Below are 24,292 nucleotides of genomic sequence, written 5' to 3' on the forward strand. Positions count from 1 at the left end.
TATGCGTTATTCTCCTTCATTACCCAAACCATACGCTTACGAATACAGCCATACCCGCATTAACGATAACAATTGATCGGTTTGAATCGGTTTTTTCACATAATCGGATGCCCCAGCCTCAATACATTTCCCTCGATCCTCTTTCATCGCCTTGGCTGTGAGGGCAATAATCGGCAATTTATCAAATTTCGGGTTCTGTCTGATCCGTGTCATCGCCTCGTATCCGTCCATTTCTGGCATCATCATATCCATCAGCACCAGATCAAACTCCGGATTTTTCTCGAGTGCCTCCAGCGCCTCACGACCGTTCTCAGCAAATGTAACATCCATACGGTACCCTTCAAGCACACTGGATAATGCAAACACATTCCGGATATCATCATCGACAAGCAATATTTTTTTGCCTTCGAACAAGGTTTCTTTATTATGAAGCTTCTGCAAAATACGGCGTTTGTCCTCTGGCAGGTTGGCTTCTACCCGATGCAGGAACAATGTCGTTTCGTCCAATAATCGCTCCGGTGACTTCACGTCTTTGATAATAATCGATTCCGCATATTTACGAAGTTTCATCTCTTCCTTGGAATCCAGCTCTTTACCCGTGTAAATGATGATTGGCAAATCATTCAGATATTCATCATCCCGAATCTGATCAAGCAATTCGAAACCTGTCATATCCGTTAGCATCAGATCCAGTACCATACAATCGTAACGCTGGCTGTGTAATTCATTCAGTGCCTCTTGCCCTGTAGAAACAGCCGTGATAGCCACATCATCATGACCGATCAATTCAATGATTGCTTTGCGCTGAATTTCATCATCTTCAACGATGAGCAGTCGTTTTAATTGATTTTCCGTATAGGATTGGATATGGGAGAATGCTTTATCCAACGAATCTTTGCTGGATGGTTTTTTCAGATATGCGATGGCCCCCATCATCAACCCCTGTTTCATATCATCCACAACCGAAATAACATGCACCGGGATGTGACGTGTTACGGAATTACTCTTCAGTTCACCCAAGATCGTCCAACCATCCATCACAGGTAGCTGTATATCCAGAATGATCGCATCAGGCAAGTATTCCCGAGCCATCTCCAGCCCAGTATCTCCCTGAAGGGCAACCAATGCCTTGAAGCCGCGGCCTCTCGCCATGTCCATCAGAATATGAGCAAATTTCACATCATCTTCGATGATCAGCAACGTTTTATCACCTTCTACGATGGTGTTAGCATCGTCTTCTATTCGTGACAGCTCTGCACTGCGAGCAGGCGATAATTCAGCCATACGACTTTCTTCCGGTTCAGATGCCAAAATGGATTGTTGCGGAATACGGACAGGTTGAATATCCGGCACCAGCGTTTGTTGTTGTTCTGAAGATACTGCCGCTTCTCTTGTTGCCTTTTCCTCCGCCCATTCAGCCTCTTCATGATTATCCGGCAGGAACAGGGTAAAGGTGCTTCCCACGCCTTCTGAAGATTTCACCTGTATTGCCCCACCAAGCAGACGTGCCAATTCTCGGCTAATCGATAAACCAAGACCCGTACCGCCATATTTGCGACTCGTCGTACCGTCTACCTGCTGGAACGCTTCGAAGATCAGATCCGTCTTGTCTGATGGAATCCCAATGCCGGTATCTTTGATGCTGAATCCAAGATATTGCTGATTCGTATTCAGATATCCAGGCAATTCCTCTGGCTTCATACGCTTTGCAATCAGACTTACCGAACCACGGTTTGTAAACTTGAATGCATTCGATAACAAGTTCCTTAAAATCTGTTTCACTCGATGACTGTCTGTATAAATCCATTCCGGTAGTGAACTATCAAAATCAATATTTAGATCCAGTTCCTTCTTGTTAGCCATCGGACCAAAGTTCTGGGTGACAAAGCCCGTTAATTCATCCAATCGGACGGTTTCGTAGTTGATGTCCATCTTGCCTGCGTCTACTTTAGACAGATCAAGAATCTCATCAATCATCTTCAGCAAATCTGCACCTGACATATAAATGGTTTGTGCATATTCCTGCTGTTTGCTGCTGAGATTGCCATCCTTGTTCTCCGACAATAACTGAGACAATATGAGCAGACTGTTCAGTGGAGTACGAAGTTCATGCGACATATTAGCCAAAAATTCTGACTTGTACTTACTGGTCATCGACAATTGCATCGCCTGTTGCTCCAATTGTGTCTTCGTTTTCTCTATTTCATCATTTTTCTCTTCCACTTCACGTACCTGTTCTTCAAGCGCACGCGTTTTGGCAATCAGTTCGGTATTAAAATGTTCCAATTCCTCCTGCTGACGCTGTAGCAACTCCTCAGAACGTTTAAGCGCATCCGTCTGTTCTTCCAGATTCTCATTGGAACGGCGCAATTCTTCCTGTTGTGTCTGCAGTTCCTCGGATTGCACCTGTAACTCTTCCGTAAGCGCCTGCGACTCCCGCAGCAACTCTTCCACACGAAGACGTCGCCGAACATTATTGAGGATGACACCCAAATTCATAATCAACTGACCGAACAACTGCTTGTGCATCTCATTAAAACCTTCGAACGAAGCCAGCTCCACCACACCGATTAATTCGTCTTCAAACACAACCGGGTAGATCATAATTCCTGCAGCTCGCGCAGAACCCGAAGCAGAACCAATGCTCACATATTCGTCAGGTGTATGATCCAGCACAATTGGACTCATATCCAGGGCAGCCTGACCAATCATGCCTTCCCCGATCCGATACACCTCTTTACCGAGCTCACCATTTTCTTCAAAAGCATATGAACCATAACGTCTCAGCTCATCCGGATGCTTCTCTTCGTCAATCAAATACACCACACCAAGCTGAGCACCAAGCACAGGTGTAAATTCACTGATAAACATCTGGGAAATTTGACGAATGGAGCCGATTCCCCGCAGAAGTTCGGGCACTCTCGCAATGTTGGAACTCATCCAGTTTTGATCCTGCTGAGCCTGTACATAGGCTTTCTCGATCTCAAGCTTCTCTTCCAGATCGTTAGAGACTTCTTTGAACACGTTGGCAATCTGACCGATCTCATCCGTGGACTTGATTTGAATCCGGCGGATGGTTCTATATCGCCCTTTGCCAAAACTCGTAATCATCATCGACACTGTATTCAGCCCACGCGTAATGCTAGGAAGCACCCACAGGATGACTCCCAAGGCAAGCAGTAATCCCGCGACCATAATACTGATCGTAATCTGAACCGCTCTGGTATATGCAGCGTTGGCATCTTTGATCTCGGCATCAATCTCCTGATCCTGATAACGAGACAATGCATTCAAGCTGTCCACCGTTTCCTTCTGCACCGCAAGTCCAGAGGAATTACGATAATTGTTAGCATCCTCCACCCGTTTCTGGGACATCAAGCTGGTTATTCTTGTTGCATAATTCGTGTAAGCATCCCACGCATTATTCACACGGTCTACAAGTTGATGTTCAGAAGCGGTATCTGCCCGGTCTCTCACCTGTTCTAGATAACGGACACCTCTGTCCTTCATTTCCTTCAGATCTGCTTCTGTCGCACTGACCGAATTGCTCGGGTTTAACAACAAGTTAGCTAGCACTTTGGCAATATCATTGACTTCTCCACGTGCCGCGGAAGTAAATCGCACCTTGAGATAACGTTCCTGATACATCTGGTCGATCTGTTTATTACTGCTGTTAAGCCGCTCATAGCTTACAAAAGTAAGAGCAATCATAATGGCCATCAAGGCGGTAAAACCAATCAGCAGTTTATTTCTGATTTTCATTCCGTTACCGCCCCTTTATCTAGCGTAATCCATACGAGACACTTATCATCATCCCGTTCCGGATTCAATTCATCATCGAAGAACAAAGCCTGCATCGCCTCTTCATTCCATGCATGGGAGCCTCTTAATTGCTCTTTCAAAAATTCCAACTGCTGCTCCTGATCGCCCTGAACGGCTTCAAGCAAGCCATCCGTATACAGCGCAATATGTCCATCGCCTTCGTAATGAATAGTCTGCGGTTCAATATCCATTTTGTCGAACAATCCCACTGGGTAGCATACGCTGTCAAATGAAGTTACACTGCCGTCACTACGGAAAAATAGAGCTGGAGGATGCCCCGCATTCACATAATCAATCCGTTTCATACGCGTGTCTACGACTAAATAGATCGCTGTAAAGTAATACTGCACCAGTTGTTTTCCCAGATGCAATTGGTTAAAGCGACGATTTAACTCCTGAATAACCTTCTCCGGGTCTACATATGTCGTCACTGTATCCTTAAGCACAGATGCGATAAACATCGTGAACAGGGATGAAGAGATGCCATGTCCCATCATGTCCAGAAGCAAAACCCCGTATCGTCCCTCTCCAAGCGGGAACCAGGAGTAAAGATCACCTGCGAGCTCAAAAGATGGTTTATAGATGGCATGTACCTGAAACAGCGGATCTTCGATGGCATGACTCAGCACGGCACTTTGCACCATTGCTGCCAGTTTAAGCTCATCCTGAATCCGCTGGTCACGCTCCTTGTGCCAGTCTTTCTCCTGTTTCAGACGTAAGGCCAGCCGGATTCGGGCCATCAATTCCACTTTGTTAATCGGCTTCGTTACATAGTCCGATGCACCTGCATCGAGCGCTTCGGCCAGCTTCTTGGAATCACCAATCGCAGTCACCATAATAATCGGGATATCTTTCAGGTTTTCATATTTTTGTACAATACTGCATGCTTCGATGCCATCCATTTCAGGCATCATCATATCGAGCAAGATCAGATCAATATCCGACGGCTTGGGACGTAGTTCGCTGTTATCTTCACCAATTCCCAATACTTCGAACATCTCCATAGCTGAGCTTGCTGTCACAATATCGCGGTAATTTTCTTTTTTCAAAATTTCTCGAATGATAATGACATTCGTCGGATTGTCGTCAACAATAAGTATTCTCATTTCTATCTCCTTATCTTTGGCGTCCGGGTTTGTCGATAGTTATCTATTCAACGAACAACCTTATTTATACAAAATTTGCATCTAGAGCGGGCAGTAGACATAACAATTCATAGTCTAACTATAATGATAAATCCAGAAAATGACTATCAGCAAATCAAACCATTAGAGGTAGCTTTCCCTTGATTTTATGGTTTTTGCACCGGTTTATACCAGGGGTTTGGCCCATGACTGAGGCAGAACTTGCAAAAACATAGATAAGGAATGGGGTTTCCCCCATTCCTTATCTATGTTTTTGATTAAGTCTGTCCCGGTTCACCGCAGGGCACTACTTGATATAACACTCCTACGCTCAGGATGTACATATTAGTCTTTCTTTTTGGCAATGATCAGTACCTTGCCTTTATCCAATTCACTTTCATAGAAATCAGCCTCGGCTTCGGTAAAACCCATCGATACGATTTTGGCCCGAAGTTCGTCACCGCGTGAACGGAACAGATTCGCCATGGAATCAAATACACCTTCCTCCTTGATGCCAATCTCGTTAGCATCTGCGGTATCTGCAATGCGATCTGTACGATCCTTCTCATGGGCAAGAACGAAGATATGATCAGCTAAGTATCCAGTCGTCTGCAGTTCTTTCACCGCTTCTACTGCTTGAACTCCGTTTTCTACCACTTTGGCATACGCCTGTGCATTGGTTGAATTCATCGTTTCCACTCTCCTCTGATTAATCTTCTTTATCGCGCTCTTATAGTATATAACCATACTATTTTACGTTGAAACGGAAGCTGGATCAGAATCTCAGGAAACCGTATCGTCGAAAAAGTCAACAGCGTCAATCTGCTTAGAGCCTGATTTCATATATACTTTAATCGCGTAATGACCACGAAGAAACACCTCGCCATCCTCAGCAACAGCGTAAGGCTCGCCCAAGATTTGATGAATAGCATCCATGTGCATTGGGACAGACTCCCCATTCAAGTTCAAGTAGTTATGCGAACCATCCACACGTATGAACTGAATCATGTCTGTGTCTTCACATATCCCCACATTTACATGACGAAAATGATATTCTGGACATCCCATATAAGGATCTTCTTTGATGGCATCTGGCTGACCTAACTTGGCAAATAATTCATGCTTTCCATCCTCTAGTGAAACGCCATTCAGAGTCCGAAACTGCTCGAACGTCTCGGAACGATCCATAGCCAGAGTCATCTCTGGCTCCTGTTCCTCCATTACCGTCCATTGCATGTCGTGAGCAGCTGGTGTTGCTGCCGGTTGAACGGAAAAGGGAGAAATTACGCTAAACATAGTCACTAGCAGTAGTTTCATCATGATTCTCACCCTTTCATCAAGTTCATCACCGCCCTGAAGGCTTCATCGATTATCAGAGAGCAGTCATGTTATTTACGCATCCGTTGCCACACATTAGCGGCGAGATCAATATAATTCATCCAGTTCTTCCCGCCCTTTGTTTTATCCTGATATGTAGCTTCGTAGGATTGCACGGTGCGCTCCGCAGGCGTCGCAGGTGGAGCTGTTACCTGATTGGATTCAGACGTTTTGCCTGCTTCTGCTTTGGAGGGTCTATTCTGAAATCGGGTCATCAGTGTAGTGGACACCTGCTTGGCAGCTGCCGTTACTTCACTCAGAACTTCTCCCAAATTCTCAACGGATTCCATTACCGGGTCAATCTTCTTCATTTTGTGCTGTACATCAGCCGTAATGTCATTGGCATGTCGTACTGTCTGTTTTACTTCATAACTGAGTTCATCAATCGTTTTTTGTACTTCCTGTAGTGTCTGAGAAACATTGTCCAGTGAGCTCTGGGCAGATTTTAACGTGCGAATCAAAAAGAAAACCAGTACAGCAAATGCCACTGCGATTAGGGCCACGCTCAGTTGATAGATCATAAAAGAACCTCTCTTTCCATGATTGCGTTCGGTTTTGTTATTGCTATAGTTACCCGAGGTTTTCCCGGGCGAAACAAAAGAAAAATGGTCCTTCAGCGATGTATAGAAGAAGAAAAAAACACCATGTTTCAAGTCATTGGACCTCGGTTAAGGTTAGACTACACAGGGCAGTGAGACAGCACAGTTCACGCCACAAACTTTAACACGAAAGGATGAATTCTCATGTTAAAATGGTCTGTCATATTTCTGATTATTGCACTGGTTGCCGGTATTTTCGGGTTCTTCGGAATTGTTGAAGCGGCTGCTTCGATCGCAAAAGTACTGTTCTTCATCTTTGTAGTACTCTTCGTTATCTCCCTCATTACGGGACGAAGCCGAATGCGATAAAAGCGGATGTCTGAATCTGATGATTGCATTACATACGAAAGCCGATGATGCCTCCGGGCGCGTCGGCTTTTGTGCGTTCCAAGACAGGTACACCTACCTATTTTCTATATTTATGTATTACACTCCCTCCTGCTTTATTCCAAAACACACCGCCGAAGAGTCCTGAAAAACAGGACTTTAATGATATAGTCAGCCCGATTTTATGCCTCGTAAGTCTGATTTTTACAGGCTTTCTATTTACCCACATATGCGCCAGTTGACTCTGGAGGAACCAAGAAAAAATTGTTATAATTTGTGATTCATAGACCAGCTTGCTTGGTTACTTTTAACACAGGACATCAAAAACTACATATTTAACCGAGGAGGAAAAACAAATGAAAAAAATCGTAAGTTTTGCCGCTGCTTTAACATTGATGGGTTCCATGGCTGCCGCTGCAGGTGCCGAGGAAGCGGTTACCGGCACGGTAACACCAACAACTTCCGGTACTGAAGCAACTACAACTTCACCGGCAACAACAAAACCGGCTGTAGAAGTGAACAAACCTGCTGTTCAGACTGTTGAAGGCAAGGTTGAAACCGTTACAGGCAGTACCTACAGCGTAAATGGTAATAATCCTGTGCCTGGATCTGACTTAATGTTTGAAGAGCCGCTTGTAAAACCGGGTGACGAAGTTGTAATGCCAACCATGTTGCTCAACTTGCTGGAACGCACATGGTTCTATGATGCACCAAACGGTAAACCAATCGGTGCTCTGAGCGCGCAAGTTGTTGATACAACAGGTGAAATTGTTGACGGATTCGACGGCGGCGAATGGGTCCAAGTATACACTTGGAAAGGTAAAGCCTGGATTCACGTTGCGATTCAATAATATCGTATAATCGTTTCTAACATAAGTAAAGAGGACAGTACGCCACACTCGCGTCTGTCCTCTTTTTGATATATCTATTTTGTGAAAACTCCTGCTTTAAGTGATTTATGGCAGGTGTGTTTCTTCAGATCGAGGCTCTACATGTACATGAACGTGCATAATGTTATGCGAACGTTTCAGTCGTGCCTCCACCTGATTACAGATTTCATGACCTTCTACCAGTGTTAATCCTCCGTCCACTTCAATGACTACATCTACCAAAACATGGCTACCATGTACTCGTGCCTTCACATCCTTGATCGTTTCTACACCAGGAACTCGGGCAACGGCAGATCTTAAATCCGTCAACTGCTTTTGATCAAATCCATCGGTAAGCAGATGAGTCGAATCACGGAAAATTTCCCAGGCTGTTTTACAAATTAGCAGACCTACCAGGATAGCAGCCACTTTATCCAGCCAAGGGAGTCCAAATTGTGAACCAACGATGCCAACGGCAGCACCGATACTCACCCAGGCATCGGAACGATTATCTTTAGCCGCCGCGTGCAAAGCCTGGCTATTAATTTTCTGGGCTAGACGCGAGTTGTAACGGTACACCCCCAGCATAACCACAGCACAGATCAAAGCTACGCCGGCTGCCCACAGGTTCGGAGCAGTGTAATCGCCAGCATACCAGGATCGTACCGCCTCAACCAATACTTGAAGTCCTACAACTGCCATAATAAATGAGGCAAGTAATGCCGCAATCGTTTCGGCCCGAAAATGACCATAGGCATGATCCGAATCCGGCGGTTTTTGCGATATGCGCAGGCCAACTAATACCGCGACAGAAGCCACAATGTCCGTAGCATTATTGATTCCGTCTGCAACCAGAGCACTGGAAGCAAACAAATACCCACAAATCAACTTAAATGCAGATAATACGAGGTAAGCCGCGATGCTAATCCAGGCTCCCCGCTCTCCTTTACGTATCTCTTCATAAGCGTTCAAGGGGACGACACTCCTTTTCACGTTTCCAATAACTAGTTTTTCCATGGTACCAAATGCAAGCCGTGTGGGTCTATAGAAACAGTGTTGCCGGGTAGCATGGCTGTAGGCAAGCCGAAACAAAGTTTCCAAGAGGCAGGGCTTTAGTGATGAAGAAACAATGTTGGTTCAGGTAAAACTGGTGGAAAACGGCATTTTATCAGGTTGCCCTTGTGAGGCCTTTATAAAACGTATAAAATGAGTACATCCCGTCCAAATTGGACGGCTTACTGCAAGACCGGGAGGGATATATAATGAGCGAAAATAATGAACCGAAAAAGGTCAGCTTGCAAGACGCGATCCGTCAAAAGCTGGCACAAAAGAAAGAACAGCAAAACTCCGGCAACCAGTCGGGTGCTTACTTTGAAGGCGGCCCTAAAGCCATGAAGAGCCAGAACAACAAAAAGCCGAACAACCAGCGTCGCCGTACAGGCGGGTCTTAGGTTCGCGCCAGCATAAGAGCTGTATATCAGCATGAGCACGACAAAAAACCGCATGCCCTCCACTAGGAGGACTTGCGGTTTTTGGCTTGCACGTATTTAAAGTGGAATTAAGCTTCCACCGGGTACATTTTGTTGCGCAGTTCTTTGATTTCGTCGCTTTCCAGATATTCATCATAGCTCATTTGACGATCAATCAGGCCTGTAGGCGTGATTTCGATAATCCGGTTTGCGATCGTTTGGATGAACTGATGGTCATGGGAAGTAAACAACATCGTTCCATCAAAGTCAATCATACCATTATTTAGTGCAGTAATGGATTCGAGATCCAAGTGGTTCGTTGGCTCATCGAGAATCAATGCGTTTGCACCTGTCTGCATCATTTTCGCCAGCATACAGCGAACTTTCTCTCCCCCGGAGAGTACGCTAGCCTTCTTCTGGGACTCCTCACCAGAGAACAACATACGGCCCAGGAAGCCACGCAGATACGTTTCATCCTGATCTTTGGAATACTGACGCAACCAATCTACGAGTGTCATATCCACACCGTCAAAGAATTGGGAGTTATCTTTCGGGAAATAAGCCTGAGTTGTCGTCACACCCCAAGTATATTCACCGCTGTCCGCTTCCGTTTCACCCATGAGAATATCAAACAATAGTGATTTGGCATTTCCGTTCGGGCCAACAAATGCAATTTTGTCACCTTTGTTCACCACAAAGCTCACATCTTTCAACATTTCCACACCATCGACGGATTTGTGAATACGATCCACCGTCAGCAATTGTTTCCCTGCTTCACGCTCAGGTTTGAAGTTAATAAACGGATATTTACGGTTGGATGGACGAAGGTCATCCAATGTGATTTTGTCGAGTTGTTTCTTCCGGGAAGTCGCCTGTTTGGACTTCGAAGCATTCGCGGAGAAACGTTGAATAAAGGCTTGCAGCTCTTTAATCTTCTCTTCTTTTTTCTTGTTGGCATCCCGTTGCAACGCAAGAGCCAATTGGCTGGACTCATACCAGAAGTCATAGTTACCTACGTACATCTGAATTTTACCAAAGTCAATATCTGCGATATGCGTACATACCTTGTTCAGGAAGTGACGGTCATGGGATACAACAATAACGGTGCCTTCATAATCCATCAAGAAGTTCTCAAGCCATTGAATGGATTCGAGATCCAAGTGGTTGGTAGGCTCATCGAGCAACAGGTTGTTTGGACGGCCAAACAACGCTTGTGCCAGCAATACGCGAACTTTTTCGTTCCCGCTCAGCTCTATCATTTTTTTGTCATGCATGTCACGATCAATGCCCAGACCGATCAGGAGTGCCGCTGCATCCGGCTCAGCATCCCAGCCGTTCTGCTCAGCGAACTCCCCTTCAAGTTCACCTGCACGCAAACCGTCTTCTTCTGTGAAGTCTGCCTTCGCATACAAAGCATCCTTCTCTTTCATGATGGAATACAGACGAGCGTGACCCATAATAACCGTTTCGAGAACCGGATACTCATCATATTCAAAGTGGTTTTGCTTCAAAACGGCCATACGTTCGCCCGGGGTGATGTGCACCTCTCCCGAGTTGGCTTCAATCTCACCGGACAAAATTTTCAAAAACGTTGATTTGCCGGCTCCGTTCGCACCGATCAGGCCGTAACAGTTGCCTGGCGTGAATTTGATATTCACATCTTCAAAAAGTGCACGTTTTCCGTAGCGGAGCGTGATGCCGCTTGTACTGATCATTAAGCATACCATCCTTTATTCGTTAATCTGCATACTGCATGAATAGCAACCTGCGTAAAATCATGGATTCAATATCCGATGCCTATTCTGGCACCATATTATAACACAAAAAAGCGGCAAATTCGAAAATCAGCCGCTTTTTACGGATTAAAGTTTTGGTAAATATGCTGTTCATGCACGTATATTTATAGATTACCATATCTGGCTGGCTTTTGTTAGCCCAGTTATTGTACTTTTCATGGAATTTTAATGAATAATCACTCGGTCTCATCAGCTTCATGTCGAATGCGAAGAGTCTCGCCATGTCCCAGCACCCGAATCCGTTCCTTGGCAATACCGAGCCGTTCTCTCTCCGCCTCCAGCCGGTCCAGTGCTTCCTTGGGTGTGTCGTCCGCCAGCTTGAAGGTTCCATAATGCATGGGCACCATAAGCTGTGAGCCTGTCTCCACGAATCCTTGCAAGGCTTCCTCTGGTGTCACATGCTGGGAAGTCATAAACCATTCGGGATCATACGCGCCAATCGGCATCAGCGTTACGCCAATGTCGAAGCGTTCACCAATCGTTTTGAACTCCTTGAAATACCCGGTATCCCCGACAAAATACAGGACAGGTGGATAACCTCCTGCTTGTTTGTCATCGTGAGCTTTCTGCGATTCAGAAATTGCTGAAGCGGACTGTTCCGGCACTTCTCTTGCTGCCGCACTCTCTTCTGATGCATGTACGACATGATTTGGCTCCAATACGTAACCGCCCCAGTGGGACGTATTGGTATCAAATAACGTTCGGCGTGTCCAGTGCTGAGCAGGCACAAACGTAATCTTCACTCCACTAAGCACCATATGATCCCACCATTTCATCTCCTGACAGCGGTGAAATCCCTTACGGATCATCTTGCGTTTCAAGCCGTCCGGCACAATCAGCAGTGTCTTCGATGTAATCAATTTGCGCAGGGAAGCCAAATGCAAGTGATCATAGTGTGAGTGAGAGATAAGGATGACGTCGAGCGGTGGAATATCCTGAATCGGAATGCCGGGGTCACCCAGCCTGCGTTGGAATCCCATCTTTTCCGCCCACACCGGGTCGGTCACGATATTCAGTCCATAATATTGGATGAAAAAGGTGGAGTGTCCGATCCACGTGATCGTGGTTTCTTCCCGGTTGGCATGTAAATAATCCAGTTCAGGCTCGTGCTTCGGCACCTTGTAGGAATAGTCCTTTACTTTGCGGCGCCGCTGTTCTCTCCACTGCTTGAACTCCTTCAGCGTTTTGTCTGTACTGACATTATCGATATTGTTATAACGAATTTTGGGCATGAAGGGGCCTCCTCCCTTCCTCAGTTCTTAACATCAGATTACCCGTATCGGCAGTGGACGTACCACCTGACATAAGTACAGTGTCAATGTAATCAGTCCTTTGGATTTTTGCATACCGCCATATAGATAAACAGAAAGACAATCGCGGTCACCATAATCAGAGGCGGAGCATACATGATCGTAAACGTCTCAAAAAAGCTAAGCCCCGTGATGCCCGGTATGCCTTTCACCCCTTCTTCCAAAAACGGATGCAAGTGCAATCCCGGATAAATACCTGCGGGCCATGCAGATCTCAGCACCGAAAGTTGCCGGGGTAGCAGAGCAGACAGCATATAGAGAATATTCGAAATCGTCGTCGCAAACATGGCGAAGTCATCCTTTCTTTTTCCCGGCGTTACCGCGTACATAATTGGCATCAAACAGGAACAGCTTCATAATCAGCACCAGAGATGGGATGAGCACCAGGAGCCCGAGACTGAATGCTGTGATCAGCGCAATCCCCATCGTTCGGTTCGTGAAGCTATCGTAAATATTGATGTACGGGTACAGAATATAGGGCAGATGTGAGCGACCATATCCGTACCAAGCAAAGGCAAACTGGAGCATCACCGCGATAAAACACCAGCCCAGGTATTTCTCCTTCCACACAAGCGACACCGCGATAACAAAACAGATAAAGGATGCGATAAACATCCAGGACATGTCCACCATACGTTCAAAGTGAGCCGGATTTTGTTTGTTAATTTGCAGAAAAGCCAGAAAACTCGCAAAAATCGTGGGCAAGCTCCACAACAGCGCATACTCCCGAAGTACGCCAAAGGCCGGTTCATCCCCGGCCCGCTTCGCGTAATAGGACAGGAACATCGCCGAAATGTACAGTACACTCACCAAAGCGAGCAATACAACAGACCATGTATAGGGATTTGTCAAAAATTCACGCCAGCGAAAGAACACCTTTTCGCCCACCTGTTCGATAATCCCGCCTTCGGATATCGCCAAAATTGTGGAGAACACTGCCGGGATCAGCAATCCCGTTGCTCCGTACAATGCCAGATAGATTCTGCTATTTTTCCCGTGGTTACCATAAGTATTGTAGGCGTAATACACTCCCCGGATCGCCAGTAGAACAATCGCCAGCGAACCCGGAACAAGCAGGGCTGTACCGTAATAGAACGCACTGTCGGGATAGAAGCCGACCAGCCCCACGACAAAGAAGATGAGAAACACATTCGTCACTTCCCACACCGGTGAGAGGTAGCGCTGAATAATGTTATGAATTTTGTTTTCATGTCCGGTCAATATGCTGTAAAAACTGAAGAAACCCGCGCCGAAGTCAATCGACGCCACGATCAGATAACCGAACAGAAACGTCCACAATATCGCGATGCCCGCAATTTCAAAGCTCAATGCACGATGCCTCCTTCCAGGCCAAGCGAATCCAGTTCCTTCTCCGCTTCCTTGTTACGGAACAACTTGCTGATCACACGAATGCACGAGAAACACAGCACCAGATACAGCAGGATAAAAAGCACGAGCATCCACCCCACCGAAGTCGAGGTCGTCGCCGCCTCGGACACCTTCATATATCCGCGCAAAATCCAGGGCTGTCTGCCCACCTCGGCAAACATCCAGCCAAGTTCAATCGCAATCATCGCCAGTGGGCCAAGAAGCACGATGCCAAGCAGTAGCCATTTCGGATAAGGTTTGCGTCCGGGCAACCAGCGGCGTAACACGTACAACACGGGGATCAGCAGGATAATGACTCCTGTTGTTACTTTCAGGTCAAACATATAATGAATGGACAACGGCGGCCTGAGATCGGCAGGATATTCTTCCAGTCCCTTCACTTCTGTATCCGGTCGGTTACCAGCCAAAATGCTCAGCGCATAAGGGATTTCGATGGCATATTTGACCTCGTTGTTTTCATCGAGAATACCGCCATACACCAGCGGTGCTTCCTTCATCGTTTTGAAATGCCACTCGGCAGCGGCCAGCTTCTCCGGCTGATATTTCGCCAGAAATTTACCAGAGGAGTCACCGATCATGACGGTGCTGATCGCAAACACAAGCGCAGATACTGTTGTGAGCTTGAGTGCTTTTTTGTAATAAACATGATCTCGTCCTCGCAGCAGACTGAATGCCGCAATCCCTGCCAATACACCGGCACTCAAGGTATAGGAGGAAGCAAGCACGTGGGATACTTTCGTTGGTGTCGCCGGGTTAAGCATCGCGGCAATGGGATCGATATCTTTCATGATGCCGTTAATCAAGGTGAAACCTTGTGGCTGGTTCATGAACGAGTTCACGGTTGTGATAAATATCGCGGAAGCGGATGAGCCAAGAGCGACCGGAATGAGCAACAACATGTGCGTGTATTTCTTTTTGAAACGATCCCAAGTGTATAGGTAAATCCCGAGAAAAATCGCTTCTACGAAAAAAGCAAATGTCTCCATAAAAAGCGGCAACGCAATCGCTTGACCAGCGACACGCATAAACATGGGCCACAGCAAGCTCAGCTGTAAGCCGATGGATGTGCCTGTGACTACACCTACGGCCACCGTAATGACAAAACCTCTCGCCCATCGACGAGCCAGCAAGGTGTAATGAATGTCATTGGTACGTAGCCCCCGCCATTCAGCCAAAGCAATCATGAGCGGAACACCTACACCAATCGAAGCAAAGATGATATGCACAAACAGGGTCAGACCGGTTAGAATCCGGCTGAGCAGTACAGGGTCCAGAGATGACATGGGTACACTCCTCTTTCAGCGTAATCGTTATTGTTGTTTGATTGTTTCGTTGAATCGTTATGGGTTATGTACATGCCTGAACGGATTTTTAATAACTCATAATACGAATGATGCTTTTGACTACGGCGTACAGTACAACTACAGCCGCCACCAAACAAACGATGATGAGCGTTTTCTCTTGTTTGCGAAACATATACGTGGTGCCCTCCTTTTGCACAGAATGCAAATTATGGCTCTATATACAGTGTGTAAAAGTTCCCGTTTTTTTATCCCAGATGACGAAAAACAAAGTTAGAACAATAAAAAAAGCCTTTACCTTTCCGCACGGTCACGTGCCAAAAGATAAAAGCTCACGATATTATAATAACGATATGTTAAGAACTAGAGAACAACGTCCTGTTTGGGCAACCTGACTTTGAACGTACTGCCTTTCCCTGGCGCCGACATGAAGGTCAGACTTCCTTGATGATCCTCCACAATTTTGCGGGAGATATACAGACCGAGGCCCGTGCCACCAATCTGACGATGATCCGAATTATCTACACGATAGAATTTGTTAAACAGTAGATCCTTCTCACTCTCGGCAATCCCTATGCCATAATCCCTTACATCGATGCACAGTGCTCCCTCTTCTTCCCATAATGTGACGTCGATTCGCTCTGCTCCTGGAGAGTACTTTACCGCATTGCCTATCAGATTATGCAATACTTGAACCATCCGGTTCTGATCCGCATAAGCAAAGAGATCACCATTAAAGACATGCACATAGATCCGCTGAGAAGACTTCATGTTCCATTGTTCTGCTACACCTTCAACAAGGTCCACGAGAGGAACGTAGGTCATATGATAAGTCATCCCTTCATTGTCGAGACGCTGGATATCAAGCACATCATCCAGCAAGCTGCTCAGACGTTTGCCTTCAGACGCAATAGTCTCCATAAACTCCTTACGTTGGGATGTCGGGAGGTCATACATTAACATCAGTTCAACATATCCCATGATGGTAGCCACAGGTGTACGAAGTTCATGAGAAACAACGCTAATCAACTCGTTTTTCATCCGGTTCAGCCGCTCTTCACCCGTTAAGTCACGAAATACGAGCAGGAATCCATGATTTTTCCCTGGCACGTCCATCTGTTTCATGTACAACGAAAAAACGCTTTGCTCCACGTTATCAAAATAGAAATTGGTCTCGATGAATGCTTGTTCTCCATCCAGAAATGCTCTTGTCTGTTCTGTCAGATTGAAGTTATCCGTCTGTACCATCGAATCGATGGCTTGAGCCAAGTCAGTGATGGATTCTCCTAGAAAATTACCTAGTCCAAACATCTCTTCTATTCGGCGATTCACAATTGTAATCGTGCCTGAACGGTCAGACATGACAAGTCCTTCGCGAACCGATTCAATGAATTGTTCACTGATATCGCGCTGTTCCTGAATTGCTGCCTTCTCTTGGAACAACTCCAGGTTAAGGTGCTCCAATACAAGGGCATGACGCACCCGGTCTTCTTCTGCACGAGTACGTTCTGTAATATCTTTGATGAACAGATTGTATAACGTCTCGTTTTTCCCCAATTGAATCTCTACAATTCGATACTCAATCGGAAAAACGGAGCCGTCATTGCGAACACCTAATATTTCATCAACCGTGATATACCGTTTGCCTTCGACATACTCATATTGCTCTAACATCAACTTAATTTCCTGTAAACTAATCCCCTGGAAAAGAGATGAGGCTTCCTTCTGCAACAAAACCTCTTCCCGCCCCAATCCAAACATCCTTTCGGCCTCAGGGTTAAACTCAATGATCACCCCTTGGCAATCAACCGAGATAATGGCATCAATTGAAGATTCAATAATGGCACGTTTAATGCCTTCGCTGTTCTTCAGTTCCTTCGTACGAGCAATGACCCTGTCCTCCAGTGTTAACTTATCGAGTCGAATCTGTTCGAATTGTTCGAGTAACACATCCGCCATCTTGCGTAAGTTTCCAATGAGGATCTGCACTTCGGTCACATGACTGCTCGGCCAATCCATATTTCCGTTTCGAAAAAGTAGACGAGGAAGAGAACCTGTTAACCGGGTCAAACGAAGTAAGGGACTAACCACTTTGCTACTCAAAGGAGCTGCCACAATCATGGATGTAACGATAATAACGAATAAAGATTGAAAAGTAGTCAGATAGATCTTCTCAATTTGCGTGTAATACTGGGACGAATTGGTTTCAACAAACACCTGATAAGGGGTAATAGCCGTTTCCTCAGCCTCATAGATAAAAGAAGCTTGCCTCCAATGATCCAATATATCGCTGTAATGAGCTTTCTCTGAATTTAAAAGAATTGGGCCGCTCCTGGATGTCAGCACCTGAAAACTATCCAGGTTTATGAATTCTCCCGGAAGATACTCGGGGATTCCAGAAACAACGACAGTTCCACGCTGATCTAGTAAAATCACATTCATACCCAGCAAATGGTGGTAACGCTCTACATTTTCTGCAAGGTTATCCGGCGTTACATACTGTTCATCTAAATCCTGAACCACAGCATTCGCTGCATGTTTCATATCCCGTAAGATGGATTCGTTCATCTGGCTCAATTGTCTGCGACTATCCACTGACAACAGGACAAGAGAGACAAACACAACAAAAGTAACCACATATTTAAAAGCAATTCTCGCTAGGGGGATCGTGCCTGCACGTTTCGCCTGATGTTCACCCAAAGTGATCCAAAAATCAACCACAATGCCTGCTATCAGGGCGTTGACCATGCTCACGACAGCCACGTACATATATTCATATTTGGTCACTTCCACAGTCAGGCCTAAAACATAATATCCGTAACCAATTGCAGGAAGTAACATCACAATCCAGAACACAGCGTTAGCTTTGATCAGACTGCCTTTTTTATAATACCTCTGCCACCCCAGCATCCAGATCAGCTCTATAAAATGTCCAGCCATGACATAAAGGTTATGCGAATCCAGCCCAATGATTAGGCTTTTAGATAGATAGACTAACGTAAGTGATACAAAACCGTATATCCCTCCATACAAACGAAGGGCAACCAATGCTGTGGCACTAATGAGTACAAATTGAACACCATAGAACAATGTAAACGGAAAAATGGAACTTAGTGTGCCAAAGAACACCAGAAGACATGTTCCAATCCAGGGTCTTCTCAGGTGCAGTAGAATCCGTTCCAACAGGTTCCTCGCTTCCGTTATCCCATACATATACATCTGTCCTCACCGTGGATTCGAGGTACTTCTGCCCTCTTTGTTCTCTCTAACAACATCTGTTCCCCCTAATAGCTGGCGATAACTTCGAACCTTTTTTCCCTTTAAGCACTCTGATCCATTATACTTTAATTAACATTCAAAATACGTATGGCAAAAATTATGATTCGGCAAAAAAAGTAATCTCATGATAAACTACACTATCAAGGTAAAGTCTTTTTGCAAGTTGGTGCTACTTCCTATATTCTGGAATAGAACCATTAAATTTTTTGCGGTATTTTTCATCATTTCATCGTAATTTCTTAACAAATCCTCGTTCGTAAGGAGTGTGAAGCTATGTCAATCAAAGTACTTCTTATAGAAGATGAAAAGAATTTAGCGGACATGATCGCTTTTTTTCTTGATGAGGAAGGATACATAACCGAGCGGGTTCATCATCCCCGTGAAGCACTTCATTTATTTTCCCAGTTTCAACCTGATATTGTGGTGACAGATTTGATGTTGCCCGAAATTGACGGTAACGAACTTGTTGATTCTTTTCGGCAACATTCCACCGTTCCTGTCCTGATGATATCTGCGAGTACGATGTTAAATGATCGACTTCGAGCCTTACATAACGGTGCTGACGATTTCCTCTGCAAGCCGTTTAGTCTGAAAGAGTTGGACGCCAGAATTAAAGCATTGTTACGCAGGTCGATTATCACTTACCAGGATAAACCCGTTAAAGAGAATCAGCCATCTGAAATGACAGGTCACATTAGTGTAAATGAATACAGGAGAACGCTATTTGTAGATAGTGTTGAAATCGATGTAACCCATATCGAATTTGAGATTATGAAGGAATTGTATCGCAATCCGGGCAAAGTATTTACCCGTAATGAACTGATGGACCGCATCAAAGGCTCAGAACGCGCCTATCTGGATCGAACCATCGACGTACATATCTCTAGTCTTCGCAAAAAAATAGAGCCCGACCCCAAAAATCCCCGTTTTATTAAAACGGTATGGGGTACAGGCTATAAATATATGGTCTAGTTGGTCGTAGGTACAGCCATCACAAAACATAAACATAACAAAGCTGTATAAAAACAGTTGCAAGCACCATGCTTCTTTCGTTTTACCTGATGTGTAAAGCGGAAGGCATGGTTATTGGTGTTTCGTACCCGAAAGTTTGCAGCCATTTCTCGATGCCGCTAACCAATTGATCGGGGTCTTGTTCATTCCAGAGCATCAACTTCGTAACACCAATACCTGTAATCTGTTGCAGATGACGCTTACGAACCAAGGATGTAAAATCGGTAATGACCAGTAGAGGAACATCCGGTACAAAAGCACGGATGGCTTTCGCCGCGGCTATGGCCTGATCAGCGTTCCTATAATCCACAATGCAAAAACGGGAATTCTCCCAATCCCCTCTTCCTGTTCCCTTTACTGAATCTGATGGCGCAGAAGCAATCCAATCCTCAAACAAAGGTTTGATTTTCTCAAAGTTAATACAACGCTCTCCATCCGTTAGCACAGTAACAGGCTCCATAGATATAACCTCCAATAGCTTCTTACCTATATTGTGTCAGGTTTCATTTAAAAATGTTTGTGCACGAACATGAAAGAAGTGTTAACAATCTTCGCACTTCTTCACATACCTGCGCTAATGCTTCTCCTCGGCATGTAATTTCGCAGTTTTCCTGATTTCATGTAAAATAGAGGTGTCCGTTAAAATAAAGGTACTGTGTGATTTATTTTACGGGAGCTTATGTATCAATCTGCTATTATAGGAGGTTTCAACCATGAATATAGTTTCCATTGAACCAACACCGAGTCCAAATACGATGATGTTACATCTCGACGAACGTCTGGAAGACGGGATTCGCAGAACCTATACACTGGACAACGAACGTTCAGCCCCGGCGTTTATTCGCCAGATGTTACACATTCCAGGCGTGAAAAGTGTATTCCACACGACCGACTTCGTTGCTCTGGATCGTAAAGGCAATGCAGACTGGTCTGTGATTCTTGGTGAAGTACAGAGCCGTCTGGGTCAGGAAAGCGTAAATCTGGACTGGATTGAATCAGAAGATGCTTCAGGTGAACACTTTGGAGAAGCACAAGTTTTTGTTCAGTTTTTCCGCGGAGTGCCGATGCAAATTCGCGTCAAAGCCGGAACGAAAGAGGAACGGATTTCACTGTCAGACCGTTTTGTCAAAGCCGTTACGGAAGTTGCCAGCGCTACAATGATCAAAGAACGTAAACTGAGCGATTACGGGGTACGGTACGGTGAGCTACCGGATATTGCGCGTGAAGTTGAACAAGAACTGGAAGCGGCTTATCCACCGGAGCGATTGGAGCAGGTTATTCAGCAAGCTATTGCGCATGGTACAAATACAGAAGAATTCGTTGAGCATCGGCGTGCGCTGGTTGGACCGGAACTGGAAGAAGCTCTTCAGAATGAAGACTGGAATGTACGCTATGCCGCACTGGATGGTATGGAACCAACAGAGGAAAGACTGCATCTGGTAGCAAAGGCACTGCGTGACAGCAAAATGCAAATTCGTCGCTTGGCCGTTGTCTATCTGGGGGATATTCGTACACCTGAAGCGATGGAACTTCTGTACGAAGCGCTTCGGGACAGTTCTCCCGCTGTACGGCGTACTGCCGGGGATACTTTATCAGACATCGGCGACCCTGTTGCCACACCGGCCATGATTGAAACGTTGACGGACAAGAGCAAACTTGTGCGCTGGCGTGCGGCTCGTTTTCTGTATGAAGTCGGAACCGAAGAAGCGGAGCAGGCTTTACGTCTCGCCGCGGAAGATCCCGAATTTGAAGTGAGCTTGCAGGCCAAAATGGCGCTAGAACGTATCGAGTCTGGTGAACAGGCGGCCGGAACGGTGTGGCAGCAGATGGCAGGACGAAATAAAAAGCAGGATTAGATTTATCTTTTAGTTTTGTCCTTTAGGAACCTTCCAGGGAACAATCCAACATTTGTTATTGCACTGTAAATCGATGAGCGGTATACTTGTTTTCTGTTTGATTAACAGGTTACACGCTGCTCAAAGCGTGATTTCTAATTTCATAAACAATAGATACACCTCATCCATTGCATGGTGAGGTAGAGGTCGCGGGTGCGATCAGTAAGCTGAAGAAGGCGCTAGGAGCCGCTGTTGAGATCAGCCGAAAGGTGTACCCGCCGAAGTTTACTGGACGTTCCTTTATCGGTCCGGTGAGCTGGGGCTGCAGCCGAAAGGTGCAGAACTGTCACAGAAGTATTCGTATCTTTTTCTAAAAAAGGTATGACTTCTTCTGTGTTGAGCTATCTTAATCATCTGGGACATGGTGCGGATATAAATATCAAGACCGCAGGCTCATGCCTGTGGTCTTTTTTTGTTTATGGATCTATGATCTGCATCAGCAATACAATTGAAGGAGTGTTTTCATGCAAGACCGCAGCAACCAATCACACACAACAACAACTGGACCTACACTGAAAAAAGGATTGCGTGCACGTCACATGACCATGATTGCCCTGGGCGGCTCCATTGGTACCGGACTCTTTCTGGCAAGTGGTACAGCCATCTCCACTGCCGGCCCTGGCGGTGCATTACTTGCCTACGCGGCTGTGGGAATCATGGTTTATTTCCTCATGACCAGCTTGGGAGAACTCGCAACCTTTATGCCGGACTCCGGTTCTTTTAATACGTATGCCGCACGTTTCGTTGACCCCGCTCTCGGCTTCGCCATGGGCTGGAACTTCTGGTACAACTGGGCGGTAACGATTGCCGCCGAACTCGCTGCGGCTACCGTTCTGATTAAATATTGGTTCCCGGACAGCTCATCCATGTTATGGAGTCTGCTGTTCCTGGTACTGATCTTTGCCTTGAATATCCTGTCCGTCAAAGGATACGGGGAATCGGAGTATTGGTTTGCCATTATCAAAGTGGCCACAGTTATTATCTTCCTGAGTGTCGGCGTATTAATGATCTTTGGTATTCTAGGCGGTGAAGCTGTTGGCTTCAGCAACTTTACAATCAGTGATGCACCATTCCACGGTGGCTTCTTCGCTGTGCTCGGCGTGTTTATGGCCGCGGGTTTCTCCTTCCAGGGAACGGAATTGATCGGTGTCGCCGCAGGTGAAAGTGAGAATCCACGCGAAAACGTACCTCGTGCCATTCGCCAGGTCTTCTGGCGTATTCTGATCTTTTACATTTTGGCGATTACTGTAATCAGTTTGATTATTCCTTACACTCACCCGAATCTGCTCAAAGGTGATCTGGAGAACATCGGGGTCAGTCCGTTTACGCTTGTCTTCGAAAAAGCAGGACTTGCGATTGCGGCTTCTGTCATGAATGCCGTCATCCTGACTTCCGTGCTCTCTGCCGGCAATTCCGGCATGTACGCTTCAAGCCGTGTGCTCTATGCACTTGCCCGGGATGGCAAAGCTCCACGTTTTCTTGGCAAGCTGAATAAACGAGGCATTCCGATGAACGCGCTGCTTGTCACAACCGCTGTTGGCATGCTTGCATTTTTGGCTTCCCTCTTCGGTGACGGTATCGTCTATACTTGGTTGCTGAATGCATCCGGCATGTGTGGATTCATTACGTGGCTGGGTATTGCGATCAGCCATTACCGCTTCCGAAGAGCCTATGTCGCACAAGGCCGGGATTTGAGAGATTTGCCTTACCGTGCGCGGTGGTTCCCGTTTGGGCCGATCTTTGCCTTTGTGCTGTGTATTATCGTTATTCTTGGACAGAACTATCAGGCATTCACAGGTGACCAGATCGACTGGAGTGGAGTCCTTGTTGCTTACCTGAGTGTACCGTTATTCCTGATACTATGGCTCGGTTACAAATGGATTAAAAAGACCAAAGTTGTCCCTCTACAGGAATGCGACTTCACACCTGCTGAATCTTCAGGTATTAAGGAGTAAAAGACTAATCCTCATCCCCTGTTCTACAGAGCAATCTGTTTGGAACAGGGGATTTTTCTGTCCATATTTTGTATAGGTTGATCCGTACAATAGATAAGGGAACACCTATTATACTCTCAACCGAAGGAGAGATGTACTTTGAAAAAGTGGTCTGTCCTGCTTGTGCTATTAGGCCTGTTGACGATCAGCTTTCCAACGCTGCAAGGAATGTATTATGACTGGCAGCAGAGCCGAGTCCTGAGTGAACTGAAACATCTTCAGTCCGGCCTGTCTCAACTGAATCTTACCTTTGAACGCAGTATAGATACCGGTCATTCAGACCAAGAGGGAACTACCGGGGACATTGCCGCCAATAATTCCCTTGCACCCGGAACACTTGGAATTATCTCTATTCCGGTTATTGATGTGCGCTTGCCTATTCTGGAAGGTGCGACTCAGGAAAATATGAAGTTTGCTGCAGCCCATCTGATGGAGACAGCTTCAATCGGACAATCTGGTAATGCGGCGATTGCTGCTCATCGTGCTCATCGAAAAGGTCGATTATTCAACCGGCTGGGTGAGCTTCAAATGGGCGACTCTGTAGAGATCATACTTGCCAATCAAACAACCATACACTACAAAATCGATCAGATTTCCGTTGTAGAGCCTTCCGATGTATCTGTTCTGGAAGACCCGGGCCTTGGAGAAGTTCTAACGTTGATCACCTGTGATCCGCTGATCGATGCAACACATCGGCTCATTATACGCGCTGTAAAAGTAAACACTTAAA

Annotated in this window: 20 protein-coding genes and 1 riboswitch; of the genes, 7 read left to right on the forward strand and 13 right to left on the reverse strand. The window is 45.8% G+C overall.

Annotation, left to right across the window (positions count from 1 at the left end):
• Nucleotides 1-36: 36 nt before the first annotated feature.
• The 5 genes from MHI38_RS11500 to MHI38_RS11520 form a co-directional block, all read right to left on the reverse strand.
• Nucleotides 37-3,762 (reverse strand): response regulator, encoded by a 3,726-nt coding sequence (locus tag MHI38_RS11500; protein ID WP_154891720.1) that lies wholly within the window; start codon nucleotides 3,760-3,762, stop codon nucleotides 37-39.
• Nucleotides 3,759-4,928 carry a PP2C family protein-serine/threonine phosphatase gene (locus MHI38_RS11505; protein ID WP_154891721.1) on the reverse strand — a complete coding sequence of 390 codons (1,170 nt, stop codon included), beginning with the start codon at nucleotides 4,926-4,928 and terminating at the stop codon, nucleotides 3,759-3,761. The genes MHI38_RS11500 and MHI38_RS11505 overlap by 4 nt, the downstream gene beginning before the upstream one ends.
• Nucleotides 4,929-5,291: 363 nt before the next feature.
• Nucleotides 5,292-5,636 carry a general stress protein gene (locus tag MHI38_RS11510; RefSeq protein ID WP_154891722.1) on the reverse strand — a complete coding sequence of 115 codons (345 nt, stop codon included), beginning with the start codon at nucleotides 5,634-5,636 and terminating at the stop codon, nucleotides 5,292-5,294.
• A 93-nt stretch (nucleotides 5,637-5,729) separates the two neighbouring features.
• The gene (locus MHI38_RS11515; RefSeq protein ID WP_154891723.1) at nucleotides 5,730-6,266 is read right to left on the reverse strand and encodes a hypothetical protein; all 537 of its coding nucleotides are present in this window, start codon (nucleotides 6,264-6,266) and stop codon (nucleotides 5,730-5,732) included.
• A 68-nt stretch (nucleotides 6,267-6,334) separates the two neighbouring features.
• A complete protein-coding gene (locus MHI38_RS11520; RefSeq protein ID WP_090924477.1) occupies nucleotides 6,335-6,844 on the reverse strand; it encodes a DUF948 domain-containing protein in 510 nt (169 codons plus the stop codon).
• Between the two features lie 222 nt (nucleotides 6,845-7,066).
• On the opposite strand from MHI38_RS11520, the gene MHI38_RS11525 reads away from it, so the two are divergent.
• Together MHI38_RS11525 and MHI38_RS11530 are read left to right on the forward strand one after the other, a co-directional pair.
• Entirely contained in the window at nucleotides 7,067-7,231 is a 165-nt protein-coding gene (locus MHI38_RS11525; RefSeq protein WP_090924476.1) for a DUF1328 domain-containing protein, read from the forward strand.
• 374 nt (nucleotides 7,232-7,605) lie between these two features.
• A complete protein-coding gene (locus MHI38_RS11530) occupies nucleotides 7,606-8,100 on the forward strand; it encodes a hypothetical protein (protein WP_154891724.1) in 495 nt (164 codons plus the stop codon).
• Nucleotides 8,101-8,205: 105 nt separating this feature from the next.
• On the opposite strand, the gene MHI38_RS11535 is transcribed toward MHI38_RS11530, so the two are convergent.
• Complete coding sequence (locus MHI38_RS11535) at nucleotides 8,206-9,135, reverse strand: cation diffusion facilitator family transporter (RefSeq protein ID WP_090924474.1); 930 nt, start codon at nucleotides 9,133-9,135, stop codon at nucleotides 8,206-8,208.
• A gap of 245 nt (nucleotides 9,136-9,380) precedes the next feature.
• Between MHI38_RS11535 and MHI38_RS11540 the strand changes: the two genes are divergently transcribed.
• Nucleotides 9,381-9,569 carry a hypothetical protein gene (locus MHI38_RS11540; RefSeq protein ID WP_090924473.1) on the forward strand — a complete coding sequence of 63 codons (189 nt, stop codon included), beginning with the start codon at nucleotides 9,381-9,383 and terminating at the stop codon, nucleotides 9,567-9,569.
• A gap of 107 nt (nucleotides 9,570-9,676) precedes the next feature.
• Here MHI38_RS11540 and MHI38_RS11545 read toward each other — a convergent pair whose 3' ends face one another.
• The 6 genes from MHI38_RS11545 to MHI38_RS11570 form a co-directional block, all read right to left on the reverse strand.
• A complete protein-coding gene (locus tag MHI38_RS11545; protein ID WP_090924472.1) occupies nucleotides 9,677-11,302 on the reverse strand; it encodes an ABC-F family ATP-binding cassette domain-containing protein in 1,626 nt (541 codons plus the stop codon).
• 257 nt (nucleotides 11,303-11,559) lie between these two features.
• The gene (locus tag MHI38_RS11550) at nucleotides 11,560-12,615 is read right to left on the reverse strand and encodes an MBL fold metallo-hydrolase (protein WP_308723221.1); all 1,056 of its coding nucleotides are present in this window, start codon (nucleotides 12,613-12,615) and stop codon (nucleotides 11,560-11,562) included.
• 92 nt (nucleotides 12,616-12,707) lie between these two features.
• Nucleotides 12,708-12,980 (reverse strand): hypothetical protein, encoded by a 273-nt coding sequence (locus MHI38_RS11555; protein WP_154891725.1) that lies wholly within the window; start codon nucleotides 12,978-12,980, stop codon nucleotides 12,708-12,710.
• A gap of 7 nt (nucleotides 12,981-12,987) precedes the next feature.
• The gene (locus tag MHI38_RS11560) at nucleotides 12,988-14,022 is read right to left on the reverse strand and encodes a cytochrome d ubiquinol oxidase subunit II (protein WP_090924469.1); all 1,035 of its coding nucleotides are present in this window, start codon (nucleotides 14,020-14,022) and stop codon (nucleotides 12,988-12,990) included.
• The gene (locus MHI38_RS11565) at nucleotides 14,019-15,365 is read right to left on the reverse strand and encodes a cytochrome ubiquinol oxidase subunit I (RefSeq protein ID WP_090924468.1); all 1,347 of its coding nucleotides are present in this window, start codon (nucleotides 15,363-15,365) and stop codon (nucleotides 14,019-14,021) included. Before MHI38_RS11565 ends, MHI38_RS11560 begins: the two co-directional genes overlap by 4 nt.
• Nucleotides 15,366-15,746: 381 nt before the next feature.
• Nucleotides 15,747-18,596: an ATP-binding protein gene (locus MHI38_RS11570; RefSeq protein WP_308723220.1), complete on the reverse strand. Its 2,850-nt coding sequence runs from the start codon at nucleotides 18,594-18,596 to the stop codon at nucleotides 15,747-15,749.
• Between the two features lie 339 nt (nucleotides 18,597-18,935).
• Here MHI38_RS11570 and MHI38_RS11575 point away from each other — a divergent pair, with 339 nt between their 5' ends.
• Nucleotides 18,936-19,634 carry a response regulator transcription factor gene (locus tag MHI38_RS11575; protein ID WP_154891727.1) on the forward strand — a complete coding sequence of 233 codons (699 nt, stop codon included), beginning with the start codon at nucleotides 18,936-18,938 and terminating at the stop codon, nucleotides 19,632-19,634.
• Nucleotides 19,635-19,716: 82 nt separating this feature from the next.
• Here MHI38_RS11575 and MHI38_RS11580 read toward each other — a convergent pair whose 3' ends face one another.
• Nucleotides 19,717-20,133 carry a hypothetical protein gene (locus MHI38_RS11580; RefSeq protein ID WP_253491378.1) on the reverse strand — a complete coding sequence of 139 codons (417 nt, stop codon included), beginning with the start codon at nucleotides 20,131-20,133 and terminating at the stop codon, nucleotides 19,717-19,719.
• A 253-nt stretch (nucleotides 20,134-20,386) separates the two neighbouring features.
• On the opposite strand from MHI38_RS11580, the gene MHI38_RS11585 reads away from it, so the two are divergent.
• From MHI38_RS11585 to MHI38_RS11595, 3 genes are all read left to right on the forward strand, one after another.
• Complete coding sequence (locus tag MHI38_RS11585) at nucleotides 20,387-21,529, forward strand: virulence factor (protein WP_154891729.1); 1,143 nt, start codon at nucleotides 20,387-20,389, stop codon at nucleotides 21,527-21,529.
• A 172-nt stretch (nucleotides 21,530-21,701) separates the two neighbouring features.
• A riboswitch (Lysine riboswitch) is annotated at nucleotides 21,702-21,920 on the forward strand.
• A 112-nt stretch (nucleotides 21,921-22,032) separates the two neighbouring features.
• Nucleotides 22,033-23,523 (forward strand): amino acid permease, encoded by a 1,491-nt coding sequence (locus MHI38_RS11590; protein WP_341181265.1) that lies wholly within the window; start codon nucleotides 22,033-22,035, stop codon nucleotides 23,521-23,523.
• A gap of 138 nt (nucleotides 23,524-23,661) precedes the next feature.
• Nucleotides 23,662-24,291 carry a class D sortase gene (locus tag MHI38_RS11595; protein ID WP_154891732.1) on the forward strand — a complete coding sequence of 210 codons (630 nt, stop codon included), beginning with the start codon at nucleotides 23,662-23,664 and terminating at the stop codon, nucleotides 24,289-24,291.
• The last annotated feature ends 1 nt before the right edge of the window (nucleotide 24,292 follow it).

It is taken from the genome of Paenibacillus sp. FSL K6-1558, assembly GCF_038002565.1.
GTDB lineage: Bacteria > Bacillota > Bacilli > Paenibacillales > Paenibacillaceae > Paenibacillus > Paenibacillus polysaccharolyticus.

Bases quoted from the DNA above. Each gene is read 5' to 3' on its own strand.
- MHI38_RS11500 (WP_154891720.1), bottom strand. From the start codon at position 3,762: ATGAAAATCAGAAATAAACTGCTGATTGGTTTTACCGCCTTGATGGCC.
- MHI38_RS11505 (WP_154891721.1), bottom strand. From the start codon at position 4,928: ATGAGAATACTTATTGTTGACGACAATCCGACGAATGTCATTATCATT.
- MHI38_RS11510 (WP_154891722.1), bottom strand. From the start codon at position 5,636: ATGAATTCAACCAATGCACAGGCGTATGCCAAAGTGGTAGAAAACGGA.
- MHI38_RS11515 (WP_154891723.1), bottom strand. From the start codon at position 6,266: ATGATGAAACTACTGCTAGTGACTATGTTTAGCGTAATTTCTCCCTTT.
- MHI38_RS11520 (WP_090924477.1), bottom strand. From the start codon at position 6,844: ATGATCTATCAACTGAGCGTGGCCCTAATCGCAGTGGCATTTGCTGTA.
- MHI38_RS11525 (WP_090924476.1), top strand. From the start codon at position 7,067: ATGTTAAAATGGTCTGTCATATTTCTGATTATTGCACTGGTTGCCGGT.
- MHI38_RS11530 (WP_154891724.1), top strand. From the start codon at position 7,606: ATGAAAAAAATCGTAAGTTTTGCCGCTGCTTTAACATTGATGGGTTCC.
- MHI38_RS11535 (WP_090924474.1), bottom strand. From the start codon at position 9,135: ATGGAAAAACTAGTTATTGGAAACGTGAAAAGGAGTGTCGTCCCCTTG.
- MHI38_RS11540 (WP_090924473.1), top strand. From the start codon at position 9,381: ATGAGCGAAAATAATGAACCGAAAAAGGTCAGCTTGCAAGACGCGATC.
- MHI38_RS11545 (WP_090924472.1), bottom strand. From the start codon at position 11,302: ATGATCAGTACAAGCGGCATCACGCTCCGCTACGGAAAACGTGCACTT.
- MHI38_RS11550 (WP_308723221.1), bottom strand. From the start codon at position 12,615: ATGCCCAAAATTCGTTATAACAATATCGATAATGTCAGTACAGACAAA.
- MHI38_RS11555 (WP_154891725.1), bottom strand. From the start codon at position 12,980: ATGTTTGCGACGACGATTTCGAATATTCTCTATATGCTGTCTGCTCTG.
- MHI38_RS11565 (WP_090924468.1), bottom strand. From the start codon at position 15,365: ATGTCATCTCTGGACCCTGTACTGCTCAGCCGGATTCTAACCGGTCTG.
- MHI38_RS11570 (WP_308723220.1), bottom strand. From the start codon at position 18,596: ATGTATGGGATAACGGAAGCGAGGAACCTGTTGGAACGGATTCTACTG.
- MHI38_RS11575 (WP_154891727.1), top strand. From the start codon at position 18,936: ATGTCAATCAAAGTACTTCTTATAGAAGATGAAAAGAATTTAGCGGAC.
- MHI38_RS11580 (WP_253491378.1), bottom strand. From the start codon at position 20,133: ATGGAGCCTGTTACTGTGCTAACGGATGGAGAGCGTTGTATTAACTTT.
- MHI38_RS11585 (WP_154891729.1), top strand. From the start codon at position 20,387: ATGAATATAGTTTCCATTGAACCAACACCGAGTCCAAATACGATGATG.
- MHI38_RS11590 (WP_341181265.1), top strand. From the start codon at position 22,033: ATGCAAGACCGCAGCAACCAATCACACACAACAACAACTGGACCTACA.